Source organism: Cyanobium sp. NS01 (assembly GCF_014280235.1).
Lineage (GTDB): Bacteria > Cyanobacteriota > Cyanobacteriia > PCC-6307 > Cyanobiaceae > NIES-981.
Map to the genome: position 1 here is coordinate 964,900 of NZ_CP047940.1, position 19,025 is coordinate 983,924.

19 protein-coding genes are annotated in these 19,025 nt (G+C 69.8%); 5 read left to right on the top strand and 14 right to left on the bottom strand.

The window, feature by feature from the left end:
• The first annotated feature begins 44 nt into the window (after window positions 1-44).
• Genes CyaNS01_RS04995 through CyaNS01_RS05005 form a run of 3 tightly spaced genes read left to right on the top strand, consistent with a single transcriptional unit; the run spans window position 45 to window position 2,103 of the window.
• On the top strand, window positions 45-782 hold the full coding sequence (locus CyaNS01_RS04995) for an HAD-IA family hydrolase (protein WP_186699355.1): 738 nt from the start codon (window positions 45-47) through the stop codon (window positions 780-782).
• Window positions 783-793: 11 nt separating this feature from the next.
• Window positions 794-1,126, top strand: coding sequence for a DUF565 domain-containing protein (locus tag CyaNS01_RS05000; RefSeq protein WP_193815567.1), 333 nt, complete (start codon window positions 794-796; stop codon window positions 1,124-1,126).
• The gene (locus tag CyaNS01_RS05005; protein WP_186699357.1) at window positions 1,126-2,103 is read left to right on the top strand and encodes a hypothetical protein; all 978 of its coding nucleotides are present in this window, start codon (window positions 1,126-1,128) and stop codon (window positions 2,101-2,103) included. Before CyaNS01_RS05000 ends, CyaNS01_RS05005 begins: the two co-directional genes overlap by 1 nt.
• Here the strand turns inward: CyaNS01_RS05005 and rpmF are convergent.
• Window positions 2,067-2,243, bottom strand: coding sequence for a 50S ribosomal protein L32 (rpmF, locus tag CyaNS01_RS05010; RefSeq protein WP_186699359.1), 177 nt, complete (start codon window positions 2,241-2,243; stop codon window positions 2,067-2,069). The two genes, CyaNS01_RS05005 and rpmF, sit on opposite strands and share 37 nt — an antisense overlap.
• Window positions 2,244-2,330: 87 nt before the next feature.
• Here rpmF and ftsH point away from each other — a divergent pair, with 87 nt between their 5' ends.
• Complete coding sequence (ftsH, locus tag CyaNS01_RS05015; RefSeq protein ID WP_225875816.1) at window positions 2,331-4,235, top strand: ATP-dependent zinc metalloprotease FtsH; 1,905 nt, start codon at window positions 2,331-2,333, stop codon at window positions 4,233-4,235.
• On the opposite strand, the gene CyaNS01_RS05020 is transcribed toward ftsH, so the two are convergent.
• The 3 genes from CyaNS01_RS05020 to thrC all read right to left on the bottom strand — a co-directional run bounded on the left by CyaNS01_RS05020 (window position 4,179) and on the right by thrC (window position 6,931).
• Window positions 4,179-5,162: a cupin gene (locus tag CyaNS01_RS05020; protein ID WP_225875817.1), complete on the bottom strand. Its 984-nt coding sequence runs from the start codon at window positions 5,160-5,162 to the stop codon at window positions 4,179-4,181. The two genes, ftsH and CyaNS01_RS05020, sit on opposite strands and share 57 nt — an antisense overlap.
• A 127-nt stretch (window positions 5,163-5,289) precedes the next feature.
• Complete coding sequence (locus CyaNS01_RS05025; RefSeq protein WP_186699361.1) at window positions 5,290-5,565, bottom strand: MoaD/ThiS family protein; 276 nt, start codon at window positions 5,563-5,565, stop codon at window positions 5,290-5,292.
• Window positions 5,566-5,665: 100 nt separating this feature from the next.
• Window positions 5,666-6,931, bottom strand: coding sequence for a threonine synthase (gene thrC / locus CyaNS01_RS05030; RefSeq protein WP_186699363.1), 1,266 nt, complete (start codon window positions 6,929-6,931; stop codon window positions 5,666-5,668).
• Between the two features lie 154 nt (window positions 6,932-7,085).
• On the opposite strand from thrC, the gene CyaNS01_RS05035 reads away from it, so the two are divergent.
• Window positions 7,086-9,929: a UPF0182 family protein gene (locus tag CyaNS01_RS05035; RefSeq protein WP_225875818.1), complete on the top strand. Its 2,844-nt coding sequence runs from the start codon at window positions 7,086-7,088 to the stop codon at window positions 9,927-9,929.
• Here CyaNS01_RS05035 and CyaNS01_RS05040 read toward each other — a convergent pair.
• The 10 genes from CyaNS01_RS05040 to lpxD form a co-directional block, all read right to left on the bottom strand.
• Window positions 9,841-10,536 carry an alpha-ketoglutarate-dependent dioxygenase AlkB gene (locus CyaNS01_RS05040; RefSeq protein ID WP_186699365.1) on the bottom strand — a complete coding sequence of 232 codons (696 nt, stop codon included), beginning with the start codon at window positions 10,534-10,536 and terminating at the stop codon, window positions 9,841-9,843. The genes CyaNS01_RS05035 and CyaNS01_RS05040 overlap by 89 nt on opposite strands.
• A 110-nt stretch (window positions 10,537-10,646) precedes the next feature.
• Complete coding sequence (gene fba, locus CyaNS01_RS05045) at window positions 10,647-11,720, bottom strand: class II fructose-bisphosphate aldolase (protein ID WP_186699367.1); 1,074 nt, start codon at window positions 11,718-11,720, stop codon at window positions 10,647-10,649.
• Window positions 11,721-12,011: 291 nt separating this feature from the next.
• Entirely contained in the window at window positions 12,012-13,103 is a 1,092-nt protein-coding gene (locus CyaNS01_RS05050) for a Gfo/Idh/MocA family protein (protein ID WP_186699369.1), read from the bottom strand.
• Between the two features lie 19 nt (window positions 13,104-13,122).
• On the bottom strand, window positions 13,123-13,560 hold the full coding sequence (locus CyaNS01_RS05055) for a hypothetical protein (protein ID WP_225875819.1): 438 nt from the start codon (window positions 13,558-13,560) through the stop codon (window positions 13,123-13,125).
• Window positions 13,557-14,444, bottom strand: coding sequence for an acetyl-CoA carboxylase, carboxyltransferase subunit beta (gene accD / locus CyaNS01_RS05060; protein WP_186699371.1), 888 nt, complete (start codon window positions 14,442-14,444; stop codon window positions 13,557-13,559). The genes CyaNS01_RS05055 and accD overlap by 4 nt, the downstream gene beginning before the upstream one ends.
• 53 nt (window positions 14,445-14,497) lie before the next feature.
• Window positions 14,498-15,373: an A24 family peptidase gene (locus tag CyaNS01_RS05065; protein WP_186699373.1), complete on the bottom strand. Its 876-nt coding sequence runs from the start codon at window positions 15,371-15,373 to the stop codon at window positions 14,498-14,500.
• Window positions 15,374-15,383: 10 nt separating this feature from the next.
• Window positions 15,384-15,635 (bottom strand): hypothetical protein, encoded by a 252-nt coding sequence (locus CyaNS01_RS05070; RefSeq protein WP_225875820.1) that lies wholly within the window; start codon window positions 15,633-15,635, stop codon window positions 15,384-15,386.
• 146 nt (window positions 15,636-15,781) lie between these two features.
• Complete coding sequence (locus CyaNS01_RS05075; RefSeq protein ID WP_186699375.1) at window positions 15,782-16,684, bottom strand: phosphoribulokinase; 903 nt, start codon at window positions 16,682-16,684, stop codon at window positions 15,782-15,784.
• A 110-nt stretch (window positions 16,685-16,794) separates the two neighbouring features.
• A complete protein-coding gene (gene leuB / locus CyaNS01_RS05080) occupies window positions 16,795-17,880 on the bottom strand; it encodes a 3-isopropylmalate dehydrogenase (protein ID WP_186699377.1) in 1,086 nt (361 codons plus the stop codon).
• A gap of 53 nt (window positions 17,881-17,933) precedes the next feature.
• Window positions 17,934-19,025, bottom strand: coding sequence for a UDP-3-O-(3-hydroxymyristoyl)glucosamine N-acyltransferase (gene lpxD / locus CyaNS01_RS05085; RefSeq protein WP_186699378.1), 1,092 nt, complete (start codon window positions 19,023-19,025; stop codon window positions 17,934-17,936).

Sequence of the window (19,025 nt, forward strand, 5' to 3'; positions counted from 1 at the left end):
GTGAGGGCCATTCTGGTGGGCACCCGACGCTTCCCCCTGGCTCGATGGCCCTGCGTGCCCTGCTCTGGGATGTGGACGGCACCCTGGCCGAAACCGAGCGCGACGGCCACCGCGTGGCGTTCAACCGGGCGTTTGCCGAGGCCGGGCTGCCGCTCCATTGGCAGGAGGGCGACTACGGCCGCTGGCTGGAGATCAGCGGTGGCCATGAGCGGCTGCGCTTCGCTCTCACGGAGCTGGAGGGGGAGCCCCCCGAGCCGGAGCGGGTTCGGGCTCTGCAGGTCTGCAAGCAGCGCCACTACACCAGCCTCCTGGCCGCCGGTGGCCTGGGCCTGCGCCCGGGGGTGGCGGAGCTGGTGGCGGAGGCCCGGGCCGCCGGCCTGGCGCAGGCCATCGTGACGACCAGCGGCCGCCAGGCCCTGCAGGGCCTGGAGCAGCAGTTGCTGGGATCCATGGGTCCGGCCTTCAGCCTGCGCCTTTGCGGGGAGGACGTGGCACGCAAGAAGCCCGATCCCGAGGCCTATCAGCGGGCCGTGACGGCCCTGGGCTGGCCGGCCGCCGACCTGCTGGCCATCGAGGATTCCCCCCAGGGCCTGGCGGCGGCCACGGCGGCCGGGCTGCCCTGCCTGCTCACCCTCAGCCATTACAGCCGCCCGCTGCCCCTGGAGCGCTTCGCCTCGGCCCGGGCGGTGGTGAGTGGCCTCGGCGCTGACGCCATGGTGCTTCGGGGCCCGCCTTGCCAGGCTGGGCGGATCACGCTCTCCTATCTGCAGAGCCTGCTCTGAGATCCCACCCCTTGCAGTCGACCCGTTTCAACCGGTTCAGTGTGGGCCTGGCCCAGGGACTGCTGGCCAGCCTGCGCGGCAACTGGCGTCACCGCAGCGTGGTGCTGCTGGCCCTCTTGCTGGGCTTCTATGCCGGCGGCAACCTCACCAGCTATCTGCTGCTCTTCTTCCCCGGCGGGCGGCCGATGGCGGTGCTGGCGCTGGTGCTGCTGCTGGAGCTGGTGGTGCGCTTGCGGGGCCGGCTGGTGCAGGAAAGGCCCGGGCTGGGCTGGGTGGTGCTGGACAACCTGCGCATCGGCCTGGTGTATGCCGTGGTGCTGGAGGCCTTCAAGCTGGGCACCTGATGGATCCCTGGCTGCAACGGCACTGCGGCATCGCCGATCTCGAGGCGTGGCGCCGGCTCTGGACCGCCGAGCACCTGGCGGAGCTGCCGATCCAGGTCAGCCTGGCCGAGGCCTTTGCCCTGCCGTTGCTGGCGCGGCTGCAGCGACGGGTCGGCCAGGGGGCGCGGCCGATCCTGGCCCTCAACGGCCCGGTGGGGGCCGGCAAGACCAGCCTGGGGCGCGCCCTGCTGCAGCTGGCTCCCCGCTTCGGGCTGCGGCTGGGGGTGGCCTCGATCGACGACTACTACCTGCCCTGGCCGCAGCGCCAGCGGGCCATGGCCGGCAACCCCTTCGGCGTCAGCCGCGTGCCGCCCGGCAGTCACGACCTGCCCCTGCTGGCCGAGAGCCTGGAGGGTTGGGCGGCGGGGGAGCCCTGGCAGCTGCCGCGTTTCGACAAGCGCCTGCGCGGCGGTGAGGGTGACCGTGCCGGCATGGACATGGTGACCTGCGAGGCCGTGGTGCTGGAGGGCTGGCTGCTGGGCTGCAAGCCGCTGGGCCCTGCTGGCCTCGAGCGAGCCCAGCTCTTTGCTGGAGCCCCGGGTGCGCCGGAGCTCACGGCCAGGGAAAGGCTCTGGTTGCCCCACTGGGACGAGGCGCTGGAGACCTATCAGCCCCTGTGGCGGCGCTTCGAGGAGCTCTGGCTGCTGCGGCCGCTCCACTGGAGCCTGCCCAGACGTTGGCGCTTCCAGGCCGAAGCCCGCCAACGGAGACGTGGCGACAGCCTTGGCGAGGGATGGCTGAGCGGCGCCGCCCTGGATCGGCTGGTGCGCGCCAGCCTGTGCAGCCTGCCGCCGGGCCCTTATCAGGATCCCCTCGCCTCGCAGCCCGGCAGGGTGGTGGCGCTACTCGATGGTCGGCGCCGCTGTGTTCGATGCACGTCCGGCGGAGAAGCCGGCGGGGATCAGTCTTCGGACTCTTCTTCGCTGTCCATGGGATAGACGAAGCCCTGGGCGCGGCCGCTCAGCACGGCCTTGCCGATCGACAGAGCCTTGCCGGCGGCGGTGGCCGCCTTGGCTTTCCAGTGGGCGTGGCGCTGGTTGCGCTTGCCCTTCGATGTTTTCTTCTTGGGGACAGCCATCCCAGATCTCTCACAACCAAACAAGGATCCTCCGCTGCCGTCTGGCCTTTCGTCAAATCGCTAAAGTCGCCTGAAAGCCGGACCCCCGTGAGCAAGAGCCCGTCTCCGGCTGCTGCAAGCGTTCCTGATTCCGAAAGCGCCCCCGTGCCAGGGCCAGGCTCCTCCCCTGCAGCGGCCCCAGCTCCAGACGCTGACCCTGCGCCGGCCACGACAGAAGCGCCCTCCTACAGCGGCCTGCTGGCCGATCTGCGCGAGGGCAGGGTGCAGGAGCTGGTGCTCTCACCCCGCCGCCGCGATGTGGCGGTGACGTTCAAGGACGGCAGGGAGGCCCGCGTGCCTGTGTTCAGCAACGACCAGTTGCTGCTGAACACCGCGGCGGCCGCCAATGTGCCGCTCACCGTGCGCGATGACCGCGCTGAGCTGGCCACGGCCTCCTTCCTCTCCAACGGCCTGCTGGTGCTGCTGCTGGTGGGGGCCCTGGTGCTGATGCTGCGCCGCAGCACCAAGGTGGCCAACCGGGCCATGGGCTTTGGAGCCAGCAAGCCCAGGGTCCAGCCTGAGAACACCGTGCAGGTGCGCTTTGAGGACGTGGCCGGGATCGCCGAGGCCAAGGAGGAGCTGCAGGAGGTGGTGACCTTCCTCAAGGCGCCGGAGAGTTACACCGCCATCGGCGCGCGCATTCCCAAGGGGGTGCTGCTGATCGGGCCGCCGGGCACGGGTAAGACCCTGCTGGCCCGCGCCATCGCCGGCGAGGCGGGGGTGCCCTTTTTCTCGATGGCGGCCTCGGAGTTCGTGGAGATGTTCGTGGGGGTGGGAGCCAGCCGGGTGCGGGACCTGTTCCGCAAGGCCAAGGCCAAGGCCCCTTGCATCATCTTCATTGACGAGATCGATGCGGTGGGCCGGCAGCGGGGCGCCGGCATCGGCGGCGGCAACGACGAACGCGAGCAGACCCTCAACCAGCTGCTCACCGAAATGGACGGTTTCGAGGAGAACTCCGGCGTGATTCTGGTGGCCGCCACCAACCGGGCCGATGTGCTCGATCGGGCCTTGATGCGCCCCGGCCGCTTCGATCGCCGCGTCACCGTGGATCTGCCTGACCGCCGCGGGCGGGAGGAGATTCTCGCCGTGCATGCCCGCACCCGCCCCCTGGCGGAGGAGGTGTCCCTGGCCAGCTGGGCCAGCCGCACGCCGGGCTTCTCCGGCGCCGATCTCTCAAACCTGCTCAACGAGGCGGCGATCCTCACGGCCCGGCGCCGGCTCAATGCCATCGACAACCAGGCCCTCAGTGATGCCCTGGAGCGCATCACCATGGGCCTGGCGGTGGCCCCGCTGCAGGATTCGGCCAAGAAGCGCCTGATCGCCTATCACGAAGTGGGCCATGCCCTGCTCACCAGCGTGGTTCCCCATGCCGACAGGCTGGACAAGGTGACGCTGTTGCCCCGGGCCGGCGGCGTCGGCGGTTTCGCCCGCACGATGCCGGATGAAGAGGTGCTCGATTCCGGGCTGATCAGCAAGGCCTACCTCCAGGCCCGCATGGTGGTGGCCATGGGCGGCCGGGCGGCCGAGCTTGTCGTGTTCGGACCGAGCGAGGTGACCCAGGGCGCGGTCGGCGACCTGGAACTGGTGGCCCGCATCGGCCGCGAGATGGTGACCCTCTACGGCTTCTCGAGCCTGGGACCCCAGGCCCTCGAGGGCAGCGGTGCCGAGGTGTTCCTCGGGCGTGACTGGCTGCGCTCGGAGCCGCCCTACTCCCAGGACACCAGCACCCGCATCGATGCACAGGTGCGCGACCTGGCCCGCCGGGCCCTGGCGCAGGCCGTGGCGGAGCTGCGGCCCCGCCGGGCCCTGATGGACACCCTGGTGAACAGGCTGATCGCTGAGGAGACCATCGACGGCGACAGCTTCCGCAGCCTGTTGGAGGCCGATGCCCAGGCCTCAGCCGGCCAGGCCACCGCTGAAGCGGATGTCGAGGCTGCGCAGGTAGGTGTGTAGGCCGGCGTCCTGGATCGGCAGCAGCCGCGCCATCCGCCCGCTCTCGTTGGTGTGGGCGTGCCAGTGGCCCGGCGGCGTCACGAAGGCGGCGCCGGGCTCCCAGATCGAGCGGCTGGGGTTGCGGATGGTGCCGTCCTCGTTGAGCTCGGTGCCCACCAGGGTGTAGCAGCCCGGATCGCAGTCGATCACCAGATCCAGGGCCACCGACTGGTGCCGGTGGGGCCGCTGGGCCGTGGCCGCCGGCACCAAACCGAGCATGGCCCAGAGGGTGTGGGTGGCGGTGCGGCTGGTGGGGCAGTCGGCGTTGGCCAGCAGCAGGCTGAGGCGGTTGCTGCGGGCCGAGCTGGGATCGGCGAGCAGGGCCTGCAGATCCCGCTCCAGCATCGCGGCCGGGAAGTGGGTGGCCTCAAAGCGCGGCGTGGTGGGCTCAGCGCCTAGGAAGCGCAGCAGGGGAGCGTCGTGCACCCAGTAGAGAACGCTGTCGCAGCTGGCCTGCAGCAGGGGGGCATCGCCGCTGGGCAGGGTGATCACATCCCCCTGCTGCCAGCTGAGGCTGCGGCCGCCCCAGTGCAGCTCACCCTCGCCGTGCAGCACGTAGAAGAGGGCGCTGGTGGCAGCGGCGGCGGCCTTGAGGCCCTCGCCGGCCAGGATGCGCAGGAAGTTGGCCGAGAGGGCGGGGCTGGTGGCAGGGCCGCTGCAGCCCAGGGTGGCGCTGATGTCGAGGGGGATCACGCCGGTGGGGCCGGAGCGGTGCACTTCGGGGCCCCAGTGGTGATCGGGGATGGGCTCGGTGAGGCCGCGGCGGATCGGATTGGCGGCCTGGCGGTAGTCGAAGGTCTGGGCTTTCTCCTGCCAGCGGCAGGCGTCTGGACTGCTGGCCGCGGGGGCCGTGGAAGAGCTCAGGGGCTGCAGGGGAACCTGGGTCATGGGATGGGCCGGGTAGGCGCTCCGCCGGCTTCGCGGGGAAGGGCGGAAACGTTGCGTTGAGTGACGTTATTCAGCAGCAACCCCGACTGCCTGACTGCCGCCATGGCTACGGCCCGGGCGCTTCGGCTCAGCCGCCGGCCACGGCCGGCACGATCGACACCTCGTCGCCGTCCTTGAGGGCGGTGGTCTGGTTCTCGAGGAAGCGGATGTCCTCGCTGTTCACGTAGATGTTGAGGAAGCGGCGCAGCTTGCCGTTTTCATCGCAGAGACGGGCCTTGAGGCCTGGGAAGCGGCCCTCGAGGGCCTCGATCAGGCCGTCGATGCTGGAGGCCTCCAGCTCCACGCTGGCCTCCTCGCTGGTGAATTTCTGCAGGGGGGTGGGGATCAGAACCTGGATGCCCATGGGGGGAAGCGGGGGGACGGGAGGAGGAAAATGACCTGGCTTGAGCACAGCGAGGCGTGGGGCCGGAACCTTCAGGTTGTCCTGCTCGGGGCGGGAACCTTCAAGCTGCGTGGCTGGCCTGGGCCTGCTGCCAGGCCGCCTTGAAGCTGTCGAGCTGGGCTTCGATGGTGTAGGGCTCGCCGATCACGTCGGCCACGGCCTCGGTCGTCTTGAGGCCGTTGCCGGTGATGTAGGCCACGGTGGTTTCATCGGGATTGATCTTGCCCTGTTCCGCCAGCTTCTTCAGCACGGCAATGGTGGTGCCGCCTGCGGTTTCGGTGAACACGCCCTCGGTTTCGGCCAGCAGCTTGATGCCCTCGATGATCTCGGCGTCGCTCACGGCGGCGATGCTGCCCTGGGTGCGGTTGGCGATGTCGATGGCGTAGGGGCCATCGGCCGGATTGCCGATGGCGATCGACTTGGCGATGGTGTTCGGCTTCACCGGGGTGATGAAGTCACGTCCGGCGGCGAAGGCCTGGGCGATGGGGCTGCAGCCCTCGGCCTGGGCGCCGCTGAAGCGCACCGCTTTTTCGTCCACCAGGCCCACCTTGATGAACTCATCAAAGCCCTTGCGGATCTTGGTGAACAGGGAGCCCGAGGCCAGGGGCGCCACGATGTGATCGGGGAGCTGCCAGCCGAGCTGCTCGATCACCTCGTAGCCGAGGGTCTTGGAGCCCTCCGAGTAGTAGGGACGGAGGTTGATGTTCACGAAGCCCCAGCCGAAGGTGTTGGCCACCTCGGAGCAGAGGCGGTTCACCTGGTCGTAGTTGCCGTGCACCGCCATCAGGGTGGGGTTGTAGATCAGGGTGCCGAGCACCTTGCCCAGCTCCAGATCGCTGGGGATGAACACACAGCACTCGAGGCCGGCGTGGGCGGCGATGGCGGCGGTGGAGTTGGCCAGGTTGCCGGTGGAGGCGCAGCTCACCGTCTTGAAGCCGAGTTCCTTGGCGCGGGTGAGGGCCACGGACACCACCCGATCCTTGAAGGAGAGCGTCGGCATGTTGACGCCGTCGTTCTTGATGTAGAGGCTCTTGAGACCGAGCCGCCTGGCCAGGTTGTTGGCCTTGAGCAGCGGCGTGAAGCCCGTGCCCACGTCGATCGGGTCGCCCTCGATCGGCAGGAAGTCGCGGTAGCGCCAGATCGAGGCGGGGCCGGCTTCGATCGTGGCCCGGCTCACCTTGTTGCGGATCGCCTCGTAGTCGTACACCACCTCGAGGGGCCCGAAGCAGACGTCTTCACAGACGTGGCGGGCGGCGGCTTCATAGGCGTGGCCGCATTCCTTGCAGCGCAGACCGGTGAAGGTGGAGCGGGAGAGGGTGGCCGTCACAGCGATCGCCCGTTGTTGATGCCGAACCCTAACAGCGCCTTCCAGGGACTCGTTTTAATGCCGAGTTCTGGGATCGGAATTAATTCCAGGGTCTGAGCCGGTGAGCTCTGCCGCTGGGGCTTGTCGCTTTGAGCAGGCTGCCTAGCCTCAGCCCGTGACCCGTTCCGACCGCCCAGCACCCCGCGGCCGCCTCCCGTGGCGGCTCGGCCTGCCGTTGCTGCTGCTGGCTGCCTGCCTCGCCGCGGTGCTGGCCTCCCGGCTCTGGGTGGAGTGGAGCTGGTTCTCCCAGTTTTCGCTCGACTCCGTGCTGCTGCGCCGCTGGGGCCTGCAGCTGCTCGGCCTGGGCCTGGGCCTGGGCCTCACGGCCCTGCTGCAGGCCTGGCTGCTCTGGTTCTGGCGTTTGCCCGGCGCCGCCAGGGGGCGTCTGCCCCTGCCGACGCTTCCCTACGGCCTGCTGCTGCTTGTGCTGCTGGCGGGCACTCTGGTTCCCCTGGCCCTGGTCTGGGGCCTGACGGCCCGGCTGGCCTTTCAGCCCTTCGACCCGCAGCGCCTGCACGGCCTGATCGGCCTGGCGGGGCTCAGTCCCGGTCCGCTGCTGCTGGCCGCGGTGGTGGCCGCCGTGCTGCTGGGGTTTCGCCCCGAAGCCGGGGCGCGACTGCTGCACGCCGTCCTGGGGCTCGGCCTGGCCCTGGTGCTGGGGCGGGGCTGGGGTCTCTGGAGTCTGGCGGTGGTGGCCGAGCCCAGCGGCATCCGTGAGCCGCTGCTGGGCGCCGACGTGAGCTTTGTGCTGCTGCGCTTCCCCGCCCTGGCCCTGGCGCTCACCCTGGCCCTGGCTCTGGTGCTGGGCAGCCTCTGCCTGGCGCTCTGGGGCCTGCTGGCACGGGGCTCCCAGCTCAGCGACGGCCGCTTTGAGGGCTTCAGCCCGCCCCAGCTGCTGGCCCTGCGGGCGCCCCTGGCCCTGCTGGCGCTGCTGCTCGCCCTGGCCTTCTGGCTGGGCCGCCACCAGCTGCTGCTCAGCACCACCGGCAGCGTGCCGGGGGCTGGCTGGCTGGATGTGCATCTGGCCCTGCCCCTGCGCACTGCAGCCGCCGCCGTGGCCCTGCTGCTGGCGGTGGTGCTGTTGGTGCCGCTGGCCCGGGAAGGGCGGCGGGCCCCGCTGGCCCTGGGCCTGGCGCTGCTGCTGCCCCTGCTGCCCCTGGCCGAGGGGCTGCTCGGCCCCCTGCTCCAGAACCTGCTGGTGAACCCCCAGGAGCTGGAGCGGGAGCTGCCTTACCTGGCCCGCTCGATCGGGGCCACCCGCCGGGCCTTCCAGCTCGACGGCATGACGATCGTGGATCGGGTGCCCAGCGCCCGCCTCACGCGCCAGGACCTCACCGCCGGCGAGGCCACCCTCAGCAACGTGCGCCTCTGGGACAGCGAACCGCTGCTGGCCACCAACCGCCAGCTCCAGCAGCTGCGGGTGTACTACCGCTTCTCAGAGCCGGTGGTGGATCGCTACCGGCTGCGCTCCGAGGAGGGCCTGGGGCGCCAGCAGGTGTTCATGGCGGCCCGGGAACTCGACCAGGGAGCCCTGCCCAGCACTGCCCGCACCTGGCTGAACCGCCACCTGGTGTTCACCCACGGCAACGGCTTCACCCTGTCGCCGGTGAATACCAGCGGCCCCGAGGGCCTGCCCGACTTCTTCATCTCCGATCTGGGCCCCTCCACCCGGGTGGAGGGCAACAGCCAGCTGGGCATCACCAAGGCCGAGGTGCAGCAGGTGGTGCCCACTCAGGACCCCTTCCTCTACTTCGGCGCTCTGCCCTCCCCCTACGCGCTGGCGCCGACGGCGGTGCAGGAGTTCAACTATCCCCAGGGCGACGAGAACTTCTACATCCACTACAGCGGCGGTGCCGGGGTGCCCCTGGCCCAGGGCTGGCAGCGCCTGGCCGCAGCGATCTACCTGGGGGAGCCCAAGCTGCTGGTGGGTGGTGAACTCACCGGCGACACCCGCCTGCTGCTGCACCGGGAAGTGCGCGACCGGCTGCGCACGGCGGCTCCCTTCGTGCGCTTTGAGGCCGATCCCTACCTGGTGTCGGTGCAGCTGGATGGCTCAGCACCGTTCAGCGCCGACCAGCACCAGTACTGGATCGTGGATGGCTTCACCACCAGTGCCTTCTACCCCTACAGCGCCGCGGTGCCGGACCGGCCTGAACTGCGCTACGCCCGCAATGCGGTGAAGGCGGTGGTGGATGCCTTCACCGGCCAGATGGTGCTGTACGTGGCGGAGCCCGCCGATCCGCTGATTCGCAGCTGGCAGAAGCTGTTTCCAGAGCTGTTCCAGCCGATCACGGCGATGCCCGCGGCGATCCGGGAGCACATCATGTATCCCCGCTGGCAGTTCGAGGTGCAGACCACCCAGCTGCTCCGCTACCACGTGACCGATCCGCGCATCTTCTACAGCGGCGACGACGTGTGGCAGGTGCCCAAGGAGCTCTACGGCGAGGAGCAGGTGCGGGTGGAGCCCTTCCACGCCAGTGCCCAGCTGCCGGGGGAGAAGGAGCCGGAGTTTCTGCTGCTGCAGCCCCTCACCCCGCTGGCCCGCCCCAACCTGGTGGGCTGGCTGGCCGCCCGGAGTGATGCCCCCCACTACGGCGAACTCACCCTGCTGCGCTTCCCCAGCCAGCTGCCCATCTACGGGCCTGAGCAGGTGCAGGCCCTGATCAACCAGAACCCGCGGATCAGCCAGCAGTTCGGCCTCTGGGACCGGGCCGGTTCCAAGGTGATCCAGGGCAATCTGCTGGTGGTGCCGATCGGCGAGGGTCTGCTCTATGTGGAGCCGGTGTACCTGCAGGCCCGGGCCGGCGGCCTGCCCACCCTGACGCGGGTGGTGGTGAGCGACAGCTCTCGGATTGCGATGGAGGCCAGCCTCAGCGAAGCCCTCGAGGCCCTGCTCGACCCCGGCCGCTCCACAGCGGCCACGGCGGTGGAGCCGCTGAACGGATCCGACGGAACGTGAGGTTGATGCGTTCCTGGCGCAGTCGCAGGCGCCGGGGCACCTGGTGCAGCCAATGCTCCTGGGTGGGGGGATCCATCACCAGCAGATCCCCATGGCCCAGCTCGTAGACCAGCGGCTTGCCTTGATTGCGGCCAGGGGCCCTGGGCTTGAGCCGGAAGCTGCGGGGAGCCCCGAAGCTCAGGGACGCGATCGGCGCCCGGGGATCGAGCTCCGGCTCGTTATCGGCATGCCAGCCCATCGCGTCGCGACCATCGCGGTAGCGGTTCAGCAGCAGGGAGTTGAAGCGGCAGCCCGCCGCGGTCTGCACCCGCTCTCGAAGCTGCTGGAGCAGGGGCGACCAGGGCTCGATCGGGTCGGCAACGCCGCTGTAGGTGTAGGAGCAACCCGGATCTCCCACCCAGCAGGTGAGGCGTGGCACGGGGTGGGTGCAGCCAAACAGGGTGATGGAGTCATGCTTCCAGGGCACCTCACGCCTGAGTTGTTCCATCCACCTGTCGGCCCCGGGGCCGGCCCAGCTGGGCCAGAAGCGCAGGGCAAGGCCAGGTAACTCCTGGGTATGTGGAGCAGCGCTGAGGGAGGGGTCAAAGATGCCCAGCTGGCCGCTCATCGAGGCTCGCTCCAAGGCGGGATCATCGGCGACGAAGCAAACAAAAAAGGGGGGCCTAGGCCCCCTGCATGGTTTGGGCCCGCCTTGGCGGGCCGTGGGAGTAGAAGCGATCAGGCGGGCACGGCCACCTTGGGCTCCAGTTCGCCCTTGGCGTAGAGGGCGGCGTAGTAGTTGATGTCGCGCTGCTTGATCTTGCTGGCGTTGCCGGCGCACCAGAACTGCTGGTAGCGGTCGAGGCAGACCTGCTTCATGTAGGCCCGGGCAGGCTTGTTGAAGTGTCGGGGATCGAAGTTGGCGGGATCCTTGGCGGCTGCTTCCCGCACCGCAGCGGTGAAGGCCAGGCGGTTGTCGGTGTCGATGTTCACCTTGCGCACGCCATTGCGGATGCCTTCCTGGATCTCTTCCACGGGCACGCCGTAGGTCTCGGGGATGGCGCCGCCGTACTTGTTGATCATGTCGAGCCACTCCTGGGGAACCGAGGAGGAGCCATGCATCACCAGGTGGGTGTTGGGCAGAGCCTTGTGGATCTCAGCGATGCGGCTGATCGCCAGCACCTCGCCCGTGGGCTTGCGGGTGAACTTGTAGGCGCCGTGGCTGGTGCCGATGGCGATCGCCAGGGCGTCCACCTTGGTCTTGGCCACGAAGTCGGCGGCTTCGGCTGGATCGGTGAGCAGTTGCTCCTTGGAGAGAGCACCCTCGAAGCCGTGGCCGTCCTCGGCCTCACCCTTGCCGGTTTCAAGGGAGCCGAGGCAGCCCAGCTCGCCCTCCACGCTCACGCCGATGGCGTGGGCCACGTCCACCACCTCTTTGGTGACGCGCACGTTGTACTCATAGGAGGCGGGTGTCTTGGCATCGGCCTCCAGGGAGCCGTCCATCATCACCGAGGTGAAGCCGTTGGCCGCGGCGCCGAAGCAGGTGGCGGGGCTGTTGCCGTGGTCCTGGTGCATCACCACCGGGATGTCCGGATAGGTTTCGGTGGCGGCCAGGATCAGGTGGCGCAGAAAGGCCTCACCGGCATAGGCGCGGGCACCGCGGGACGCCTGCAGGATCACGGGGCTGTCGGTTTCATACGCCGCCTCCATGATCGATTGCACCTGCTCCAGGTTGTTCACGTTGAACGCGGGAATGCCGTAACCGTTCTCGGCAGCGTGATCAAGCAGCAGCCGAAGCGGAACCAACGCCATGGGAAACCTCGCAGAAAGGAGACGGAACTGGAGGCGAGTCTAGGTGATGCCCCCCGCGGCTTTGGCTCGTGGCGTGGTAAGCGAGGCGACTCAGTCGATCAGGTGCTGACGGCGCAGGGCCTGCAGGCTGAACGCGTCCTGCTTGGCGGCGCGGCGGGCGGCCTCGGCCTGGCGGGCCAGCTGACGGGCGGTGGTGATGGACATGGACGTGGCTCCGAAAGGGCGCACCCGGTGAAGCCCGGGCTCAACGCCCCTGAATCGTAGCGGTTGTTACCGAATGCCGGTGTTTCGTCAGGTGCTCTGGCGGGCCTCATCGCAGCAGCGCTGGCTGCTCGCGGCCTCGGCCAGCCCCGGCACCATCGGCCGCCCCTGCCGCACCGCCTGGCTCCACCAGCCGTGCAGGCGGGCCACCGGCGCGATGCGGCCGTCCTCCCAGCTGCGCGGAAAGGCCAGGGCCGGATCGGGCTCAAGCCGGCGCAGCGGCTCCCCGGCCTGGGAGCACCAGAGCTGGAAGCCGTGCACGTAGTCGGCCTGGTTGTCGGAGCCCAGCACGGCCGTGCCCTGGCGGCCGTAGAGCTCCAGCCAGCAGCCGCGGCCGCGGCGGGCCACCGAAGAGAGGGCCACCTGGGCGGGCACGATGCGGCCATCGGCCGCCTCCAGCTCCAGCTGCACCAGGGCAACGTCTTCGGCGTCCACGGCGGCCAGCCGGCCGCTGCCATCCGGCAGGGGACGTTCGCCGATGGCGGTGCTGAGCTGGCCATGCACCCGCCGGCCCGGACCCACGAACCACCGCAGCATGTCGAAGGCATGGGTGCCGAGGGCCCCCAGCACTCCGCCGCCGGCCTCGGCCTGGGAATACCAGCTCCAGGGCCGGGAGGCATCGGCCCGGCTGCCCATCAGCCAGTCGAGCTTCACCAGCACCAGATCGCCCAGCTCACCGCTGCGCAGCAGGGCGTCCAGCTGCTGGAACTGGGGCACCGCCCGGTATTCAAAGTCCACCGCCACCGTGAGCCGCCGGGCCAGGGCCAGCCGCTGCAGCTCCTCCACTTGGCCGGCGTTGAGGGCCACGGGCTTTTCAAGCATCAGGTGCTTTCCCGCCTCCAGCGCCTGCTGGGCCAGGGCAAAGCGGGGTCCTGGCGGCGTGGCGATCACCACCGCCTCCACACTGGGATCGGCCAGCAGGGCGGCAAAGTCGCTGTGGCCGGGCAGCTCCTGCTCGCCGCAGACGCGGTCCAGCCGCTCCTGGCGGGGGTGCCAGAGGGCCACCGGTTCAGTGCCGGCACAGGCCCGCAGGGCCGGCAGGTGCACGCTCGCGCCGAAGCCGAGGCCGGCCACGGCCACGCCCAGGGGGCGCTGGGAGAGGGAGGCGGGGCTCACGGCCATCGGAGCAGGGAGAAGGGACTCAGGCAGCCTGCAGCAGCGCCGCACCGGCCTGGCAGCTCTCGGCGATCACCGAGCTGATCAGGTCGTCGCCGGCGGCGGGCTGCCACTCGGAGCCGAACTGGGGCAGGCCATTGATTGAGGTGTCCCGGTAGAGCTTCTGGCCGCAGTCCACCTCCATCACATAGAGATCTCCCATGCGGGGCCGGTCAGAGTCGCTGGCGGGCTGGAAACGGCTCAGCACCGAGAGGTAGCCGTCACGGCTGCGGCGCAGGCTGCCGGCATCCCACCACTGGCGCCCCTCGTCCGTTGAAGGCACCTCGTGCCAGTCCACCGAGCCGGCAGCGGCCGGTGCCACGTCCAGCCACCGTCCCAGCTCCAGGCCAGGCAACGGTGCCAGCAGCAGCAGGGCCAGCACCAGGCCAGCGAACAGCGACCACAACGACTGGCGCGCTCTCATGGGGTGGCTCCTGCCGCCACCTGTTCGCGGCAGCCGTGCAGGCGCAGCAGCTCCGCCAGGGTGGTCCGGAAGTCGGGACGCGCGACGATCGCATCTACGAAGCCATGGTCTTGGAGGTATTCGGCGGTCTGGAAGTCGTCGGGCAGCTTTTCGCGCAGGGTCTGCTCGATCACGCGCCGGCCCGCAAAGCCGATCAGGGCTTTGGGCTCTGCCAGGATCAGATCTCCCAGCATGGCGAAGCTGGCGGTCACCCCACCGGTGGTGGGGTGGGTGAGCAGGGGGATGTAGAGCAGTTCGGCGGCGCGGTGGCGTTGCAGGGCGCCGGACACCTTGGCCATCTGCATCAGGCTGAGCATGCCCTCCTGCATGCGCGCACCGCCGGAGGAGCACACGATCAGCAGCGGATAACGCCGTGCCGTTGCGGTTTCGATCAGGCGGGTGAGTTTTTCCCCCACCACCGAGCCCATCGAGCCGCCCATGAAGCGGAAGTCCATCACGCCAAGGGCGAGCGGCAGGTCGCTGCTGCGGCACAGACCGGTGACCACGGCATCGCGCAGGCCGGTGTTCTGCTGGCAGTCGCGCAGCCGGTCGGTGTAGCTGCGCCGGTCCTTGAAGGCGAGGGGGTCGGTGGGGGCCACGTCGGCATCGAGCTGCTCGAAGCTGCCCGGATCGGCAATCAGGCGGATGCGCTCCTCGCTGTCGATGCGGTGGTGGTGGCCGCAGCCCTTGCAGACACTGGCATTGGCGATCAGGTCCTTGCGGTACACCACCAGGCCGCAGTCCGGGCACTTGCTCCAGAGGCCATCCCCCTCCTCCGGCTCCTGGGTGACGCGCACCACCGGCGGCGGCTTGCGGCGATCGGCGAACCAGTCGAACAGGGACATCGGCGCAGGGCGAGACGCATCGGGCTGGAGGCACCATTTAAGGCGCTTGCCGATCAGCCAGCTCCCACCAGACCCCAGCGCCCCAGCAGTTCGATCCAGAAGCCGTTGCCCAGCAGCCACACCCCGGCCCCGCCGCTGGCCAGAAAGGGGCCGAAGGGCATTGGATCGTGGCGGGCCAACCGGCCGCTGAGCCGACCGGCCAGCCCCACCAGGGCGCCAGAGCCCACGGCCAGCGCCACGGTGATCCCCAGGCCGCCCAGCCCCAGCCAGGCGCCCAGCAGGGCAGCGAGCTTGGCATCGCCCAGGCCAAGGGCCGGTTGGCCGACCACTCGTTCAGCGAGGGCGCTCATCGCTTCAAAACCGAGCAGCCCCAGCCCGGCGGCCAGCAGATGGTTCAGCACCAGGGCCCGGCCGACCGCCCCCCCCTGGGCCAGGCCGAGCAGGGCCGTGGCGGCCAGACCCAGCAGCAGTCCGAAGCGGCAGAGCGGTTCGGGCAGCCACAGCCGATCCAGGTCGATCAGGGTGAGGGGAATCAGCCAGCTGAGCAGCAGCCAGCCGGCCAGCACCCTTCCCCAGGCCAACGGTTCAGGCCCCATGGCGCTGGGCACGGCCAGCACGGCTGCCACCCAGAGCCCGGCGGTGAGCAGCTCCACCAGGGGATAGCGAACGGGGATCCGGCTGCGGCAGTGGCGGCAACGAGCGCCCAGCCCAAGCCAGCTCAGCAGCGGGATGTTCTCGAACCAGGCCAGGCGGGTGCCGCAGCGGGGGCAGTGACTCGGGGGGCTCAGCAGGGATTCCTCCCGGGGCAGGCGCCACACCACCACATTCAGAAAGCTGCCGACGCAGGCCCCCAGCAGACAGGCTCCCCACAGCCAGAGTTCCGGCGGTGAGGGGGCCGGTGCCGTGAGGTTGGACAGGAGGGGCGCCATGGCTGGGGATTCAGCTGGGCCTGGCCCAGCGCAGGCGGCTGCCTCCGCCCCGGGTGAGCCGGCCCCGGATCAGCTCGATCGGAATGAACTGCTCATCCGGCAGCAACACCGGCATCTCCAGCACCACGCGTCCCCGCTCGGCCTGGAGCACCACGCCGCAGGGATCAGGGCCGCCGGGGCAGCGCTCCATGTAGCTGAACAGGGCCCGGCGGGCCAGCAGCACCACCTGCTGGCTGTTGATGCGATCCAGACGCAGATTCAATCCGGGAGAAACAGACGCTCCAGGGATCAGAAAGGAAGGACAGAGTGGTCCGGATGGGGCGTTGCTAATGGTCTCACCGCCTCCAGATTGCTCAGCACAGCATAAGCGCTGTTGCCGTTATGCGGATGCAGCCGTTGCTGGCCAGCTCAGGCTGCGGCCTTTTTCACCTCGATCATGCGGTGGATGATCGGGGTGAGGATCAGCTCCATGGCGAAGCCCATCTTGCCGCCGTTCACCACGATCGAGGTGGGGCTGGACATGAAGGAGTCGTGGATCATGTCGAGCAGATAGGCGAAGTCGATCCCCCACTTCTCGCGGGCACCCTTGCGGAAGTGGATGATCACGAAGCTCTCATCCGGGGTGGGGATGTTGCGGATCTTGAACGGGTTCGAGGTGTCCACCGTGGGAACCCGCTGGAAGTTGATGTCCGTCAGGCTGAACTGGGGGCAGATGTGGTTGATGTAGTCCGGCATGCGGCGCAGGATCGTGTCCACAACCGCCTCGGCCGAGTAGCCGCGTTCAGCGTTGTCGCGGGCGATCTTCTGGATCCATTCCAGGTTGGTGATCGGCACCACCCCCACCAGCAGGTCAACCATGGCCGCCACGTCGTAGCCGTCGCCGACGACGCCGCCGTGCAGGCCTTCGTAGAAGAGCAGATCGGTGCCGGCGGGAATCGGCTCCCACGGGGTGAACTGACCGGGATCGAGCGTGACGCCCAGGCGGGCGTTGTGCTCAGCGGCCTCCTCAGCGGAGTGGAGGTAATAGCGCTTCTGACCGCCACCGGTTTCGCCGTAGGAGCGGAACAGCTCCTCGAGCTTGTCGAACAGATTGGCCTCGGGCCCGAAGTGGGAGAAGTTCTCGCCATTGGCCAGGGCGCTGGCCATCGCCTCTTTCATCGGCCCGCGCTCATAGCGGTGGTAGCTGTCGCCCTCCACCACGGCCGGGGTGATGCCCTCGCGCTGGAAGATGGTCTCGAAAGCCCGCTTCACAGTGCTGGTGCCCGCGCCGGACGACCCGGTGACAGCAACAACCGGATGACGCTTCGACATGCGCGGGGATCAGTGAAACTCCGGCTGAGTTTGACAGGTCGCCCCCCCAGGCCCAGCCAAGCCCCATGGAACGTTGCCTGGCCAGCCGGCTGGCCCGACCAGCTGCAGGCTCAGCCCTCCAGGGCGGCCAGCAGCTGGTCGGCCATGGCGGCGCAGCCCAGCTCGGTGCAGCCGGGGGCCATCAGGTCGCCGGTGCGATACCCCCGGGCCAGCACCAGATCCACAGCGCTCTCCAGGGCGGCGGCGGCGACCTCCTGCTGCAGGCCCACCCGCAGCATCATGGCGGCGCTCAGCACCATCGCCATCGGGTTGGCCCTGTCCTGGCCGGCGATGTCCGGGGCGGAGCCGTGGATCGGCTCAAACAGGCCAGGCCCGTCACTGCCCAGGGAGGCCGAGGGCAGCATGCCGATCGAGCCACTCAGCATCGCCGCCTCATCGCTGAGGATGTCGCCGAACAGGTTGCCGGTGAGCAACACGTCGAACTGGCGCGGCTGGCGCACCAGCTGCATGGCGGCGTTGTCCACGTACAGGTGGCTGAGAGCCACCTCCGGGTAGGCGCTGGCGTGGAGGCTCTCCACCCGCTCGCGCCACAGCTGCGACACATCCAGCACATTGGCCTTGTCCACGCTGCAGAGCCGGCCGCTGCGCTCCTTGGCCAGCTCGAAGCCCACCTTGGCGATGCGGTCGATCTCGTGGTCGCTGTAGGCCATGGTGTTGAAGGCGCGCACGCCGGCGTCGGTCTCGACGCGTCCCTTGGGGCTGCCGAAGTAGATGCCGCTGGTGAGTTCCCGCACCACGATCAGATCCACCCCCTCCACCACCTCGCGCCGCAGGCTGCTGGCCTCGATCAGGGCGGGCAGGATCTTCACCGGCCGCAGATTGGCGAACAGCCCCAGGCCGGCCCGCAGGCCCAGCAGGCCGGTTTCCGGGCGCTGCTGGCGCGGCAGGCTGTCGTACTGGGGTGAGCCGATGGCGGCCATCAGCACCGCATCACTGGCCCGGCAGGCCTCCAGGGTGCTCTCCGGCAAGGGAACGCCGCAGCTGTCGATCGCGGCGCCGCCGATCGGCTGCTCGTCGTAGTCGAGGCTGAAGCCGTGCCGGAGGCTCACCGCGTCGAGCAGCTGGCGGGCGACGGCCAGGATCTCCGGCCCGATGCCGTCGCCGGCGAGCAGGGTGATCCGGTGGCGGGAGGACATGGAGGGAGGCGACCGAGCCTGGAGCGTGAGGCTACGCGTCGGCCTCAACGGCCTCAGCGTTCGCCCCCGGCCTGCTCCTGGGCGCCCAGGCGCTTCTCCAGCTGCCGCAGCTGGCGGCTGAGTTCGGGCAGCTTGCTGAAGGCCGCCGAACAGCGCAGCCACAGCCGGTTGGGGATGGCGGGATAGCCGCTCACTACCTCGCCGGCGGCCACGCTGCCGTGGATCCCAGACTTCGAGGAGGCGATCGCCCCGTTGCCCATCACGGCCCGGTTGGCCAGCCCCACCTGGCCGGCGAGGATCACGCCGTCCCCCAGGCGCGCTCCGCCGGCGATCCCCACCTGGGCGGCCAGGGCACAGCCCCGGCCCGTGGTCACGCCATGGCCGATGTGCACCAGGTTGTCGATCTTGGTGCCGGCGCCGATGCGGGTTTCGCCCACCGTGGGGCGGTCGATGGTGCTGCCGCAGCCCACCTCCACGCCGTCTTCCAGCACCACCCGGCCGGTCTGGGGCATCTTGCGCCAGCCGGCGGCGGTGGGCACGAAGCCGAAGCCCTCGCTGCCGATCACGGCGTTGGCGTGCACCACGCAGCCCCGGCCCAGGCGCGTGCCGGCATGGAGCACCGCGCCGGCGTGCAGCGTGCAGCCCTCGGCCAGCTCCACGTCGTCGTAGAGCACCACGGAAGGGTGCAGGCAGCAGTGGGCCCCGATCGCGGCCCTGGCCCCCACCACCACGTTCGCGCCGATGTGGCTGCCGAGCCCCAGCTGCGCTGATGGGTCCACCACGGCGCTGGGGGCCACGCCCGCCGGCAGGGGGTCGGCTGGAAACAGCGCCTCCAGTGCCTCGGCGAAGCCCAGCCGCGGGTCGGGCAGGGCCACCCAGGCCAGGCCGCGGGCGCTGGCCAGCTCCTGCAGAGCCTGGGCCTCCTCGCCCCGCGCGGGCAGGAGCACGGCGGCGGCGTTGCAGCCCTCCAGGGCTGCGCGCAGGGCGTGGCCCGGCTCAAGGAAGCAGATCTGGGCGGCCCCGGCCTGGTCGAGGGCGGCAGCCCCCTCGATGCCGGGGTCGCCAGCCAGGTGGTGGGCCACGGCCCCTGCACCACCGGCGGCCTGCACGTCGCTCAGGAGGCCGAGCAGGTCGCTGAAGCGCAT

What these genes read in the sequence shown, in the direction of transcription:
- CyaNS01_RS05075 (WP_186699375.1), bottom strand. Translation starts at nt 16,684, where the DNA reads ATGTCGAAGCGTCATCCGGTTGTTGCTGTCACCGGGTCGTCCGGCGCG.
- CyaNS01_RS05050 (WP_186699369.1), bottom strand. Translation starts at nt 13,103, where the DNA reads ATGGCCGTGAGCCCCGCCTCCCTCTCCCAGCGCCCCCTGGGCGTGGCC.
- CyaNS01_RS05055 (WP_225875819.1), bottom strand. Translation starts at nt 13,560, where the DNA reads ATGAGAGCGCGCCAGTCGTTGTGGTCGCTGTTCGCTGGCCTGGTGCTG.
- rpmF (WP_186699359.1), bottom strand. Translation starts at nt 2,243, where the DNA reads ATGGCTGTCCCCAAGAAGAAAACATCGAAGGGCAAGCGCAACCAGCGC.
- CyaNS01_RS05005 (WP_186699357.1), top strand. Translation starts at nt 1,126, where the DNA reads ATGGATCCCTGGCTGCAACGGCACTGCGGCATCGCCGATCTCGAGGCG.
- CyaNS01_RS05040 (WP_186699365.1), bottom strand. Translation starts at nt 10,536, where the DNA reads ATGAGCGGCCAGCTGGGCATCTTTGACCCCTCCCTCAGCGCTGCTCCA.
- CyaNS01_RS05020 (WP_225875817.1), bottom strand. Translation starts at nt 5,162, where the DNA reads ATGACCCAGGTTCCCCTGCAGCCCCTGAGCTCTTCCACGGCCCCCGCG.
- leuB (WP_186699377.1), bottom strand. Translation starts at nt 17,880, where the DNA reads ATGTCCTCCCGCCACCGGATCACCCTGCTCGCCGGCGACGGCATCGGG.
- accD (WP_186699371.1), bottom strand. Translation starts at nt 14,444, where the DNA reads ATGTCCCTGTTCGACTGGTTCGCCGATCGCCGCAAGCCGCCGCCGGTG.
- lpxD (WP_186699378.1), bottom strand. Translation starts at nt 19,025, where the DNA reads ATGCGCTTCAGCGACCTGCTCGGCCTCCTGAGCGACGTGCAGGCCGCC.
- CyaNS01_RS04995 (WP_186699355.1), top strand. Translation starts at nt 45, where the DNA reads ATGGCCCTGCGTGCCCTGCTCTGGGATGTGGACGGCACCCTGGCCGAA.
- CyaNS01_RS05025 (WP_186699361.1), bottom strand. Translation starts at nt 5,565, where the DNA reads ATGGGCATCCAGGTTCTGATCCCCACCCCCCTGCAGAAATTCACCAGC.
- CyaNS01_RS05065 (WP_186699373.1), bottom strand. Translation starts at nt 15,373, where the DNA reads ATGGCGCCCCTCCTGTCCAACCTCACGGCACCGGCCCCCTCACCGCCG.
- fba (WP_186699367.1), bottom strand. Translation starts at nt 11,720, where the DNA reads ATGGCGTTGGTTCCGCTTCGGCTGCTGCTTGATCACGCTGCCGAGAAC.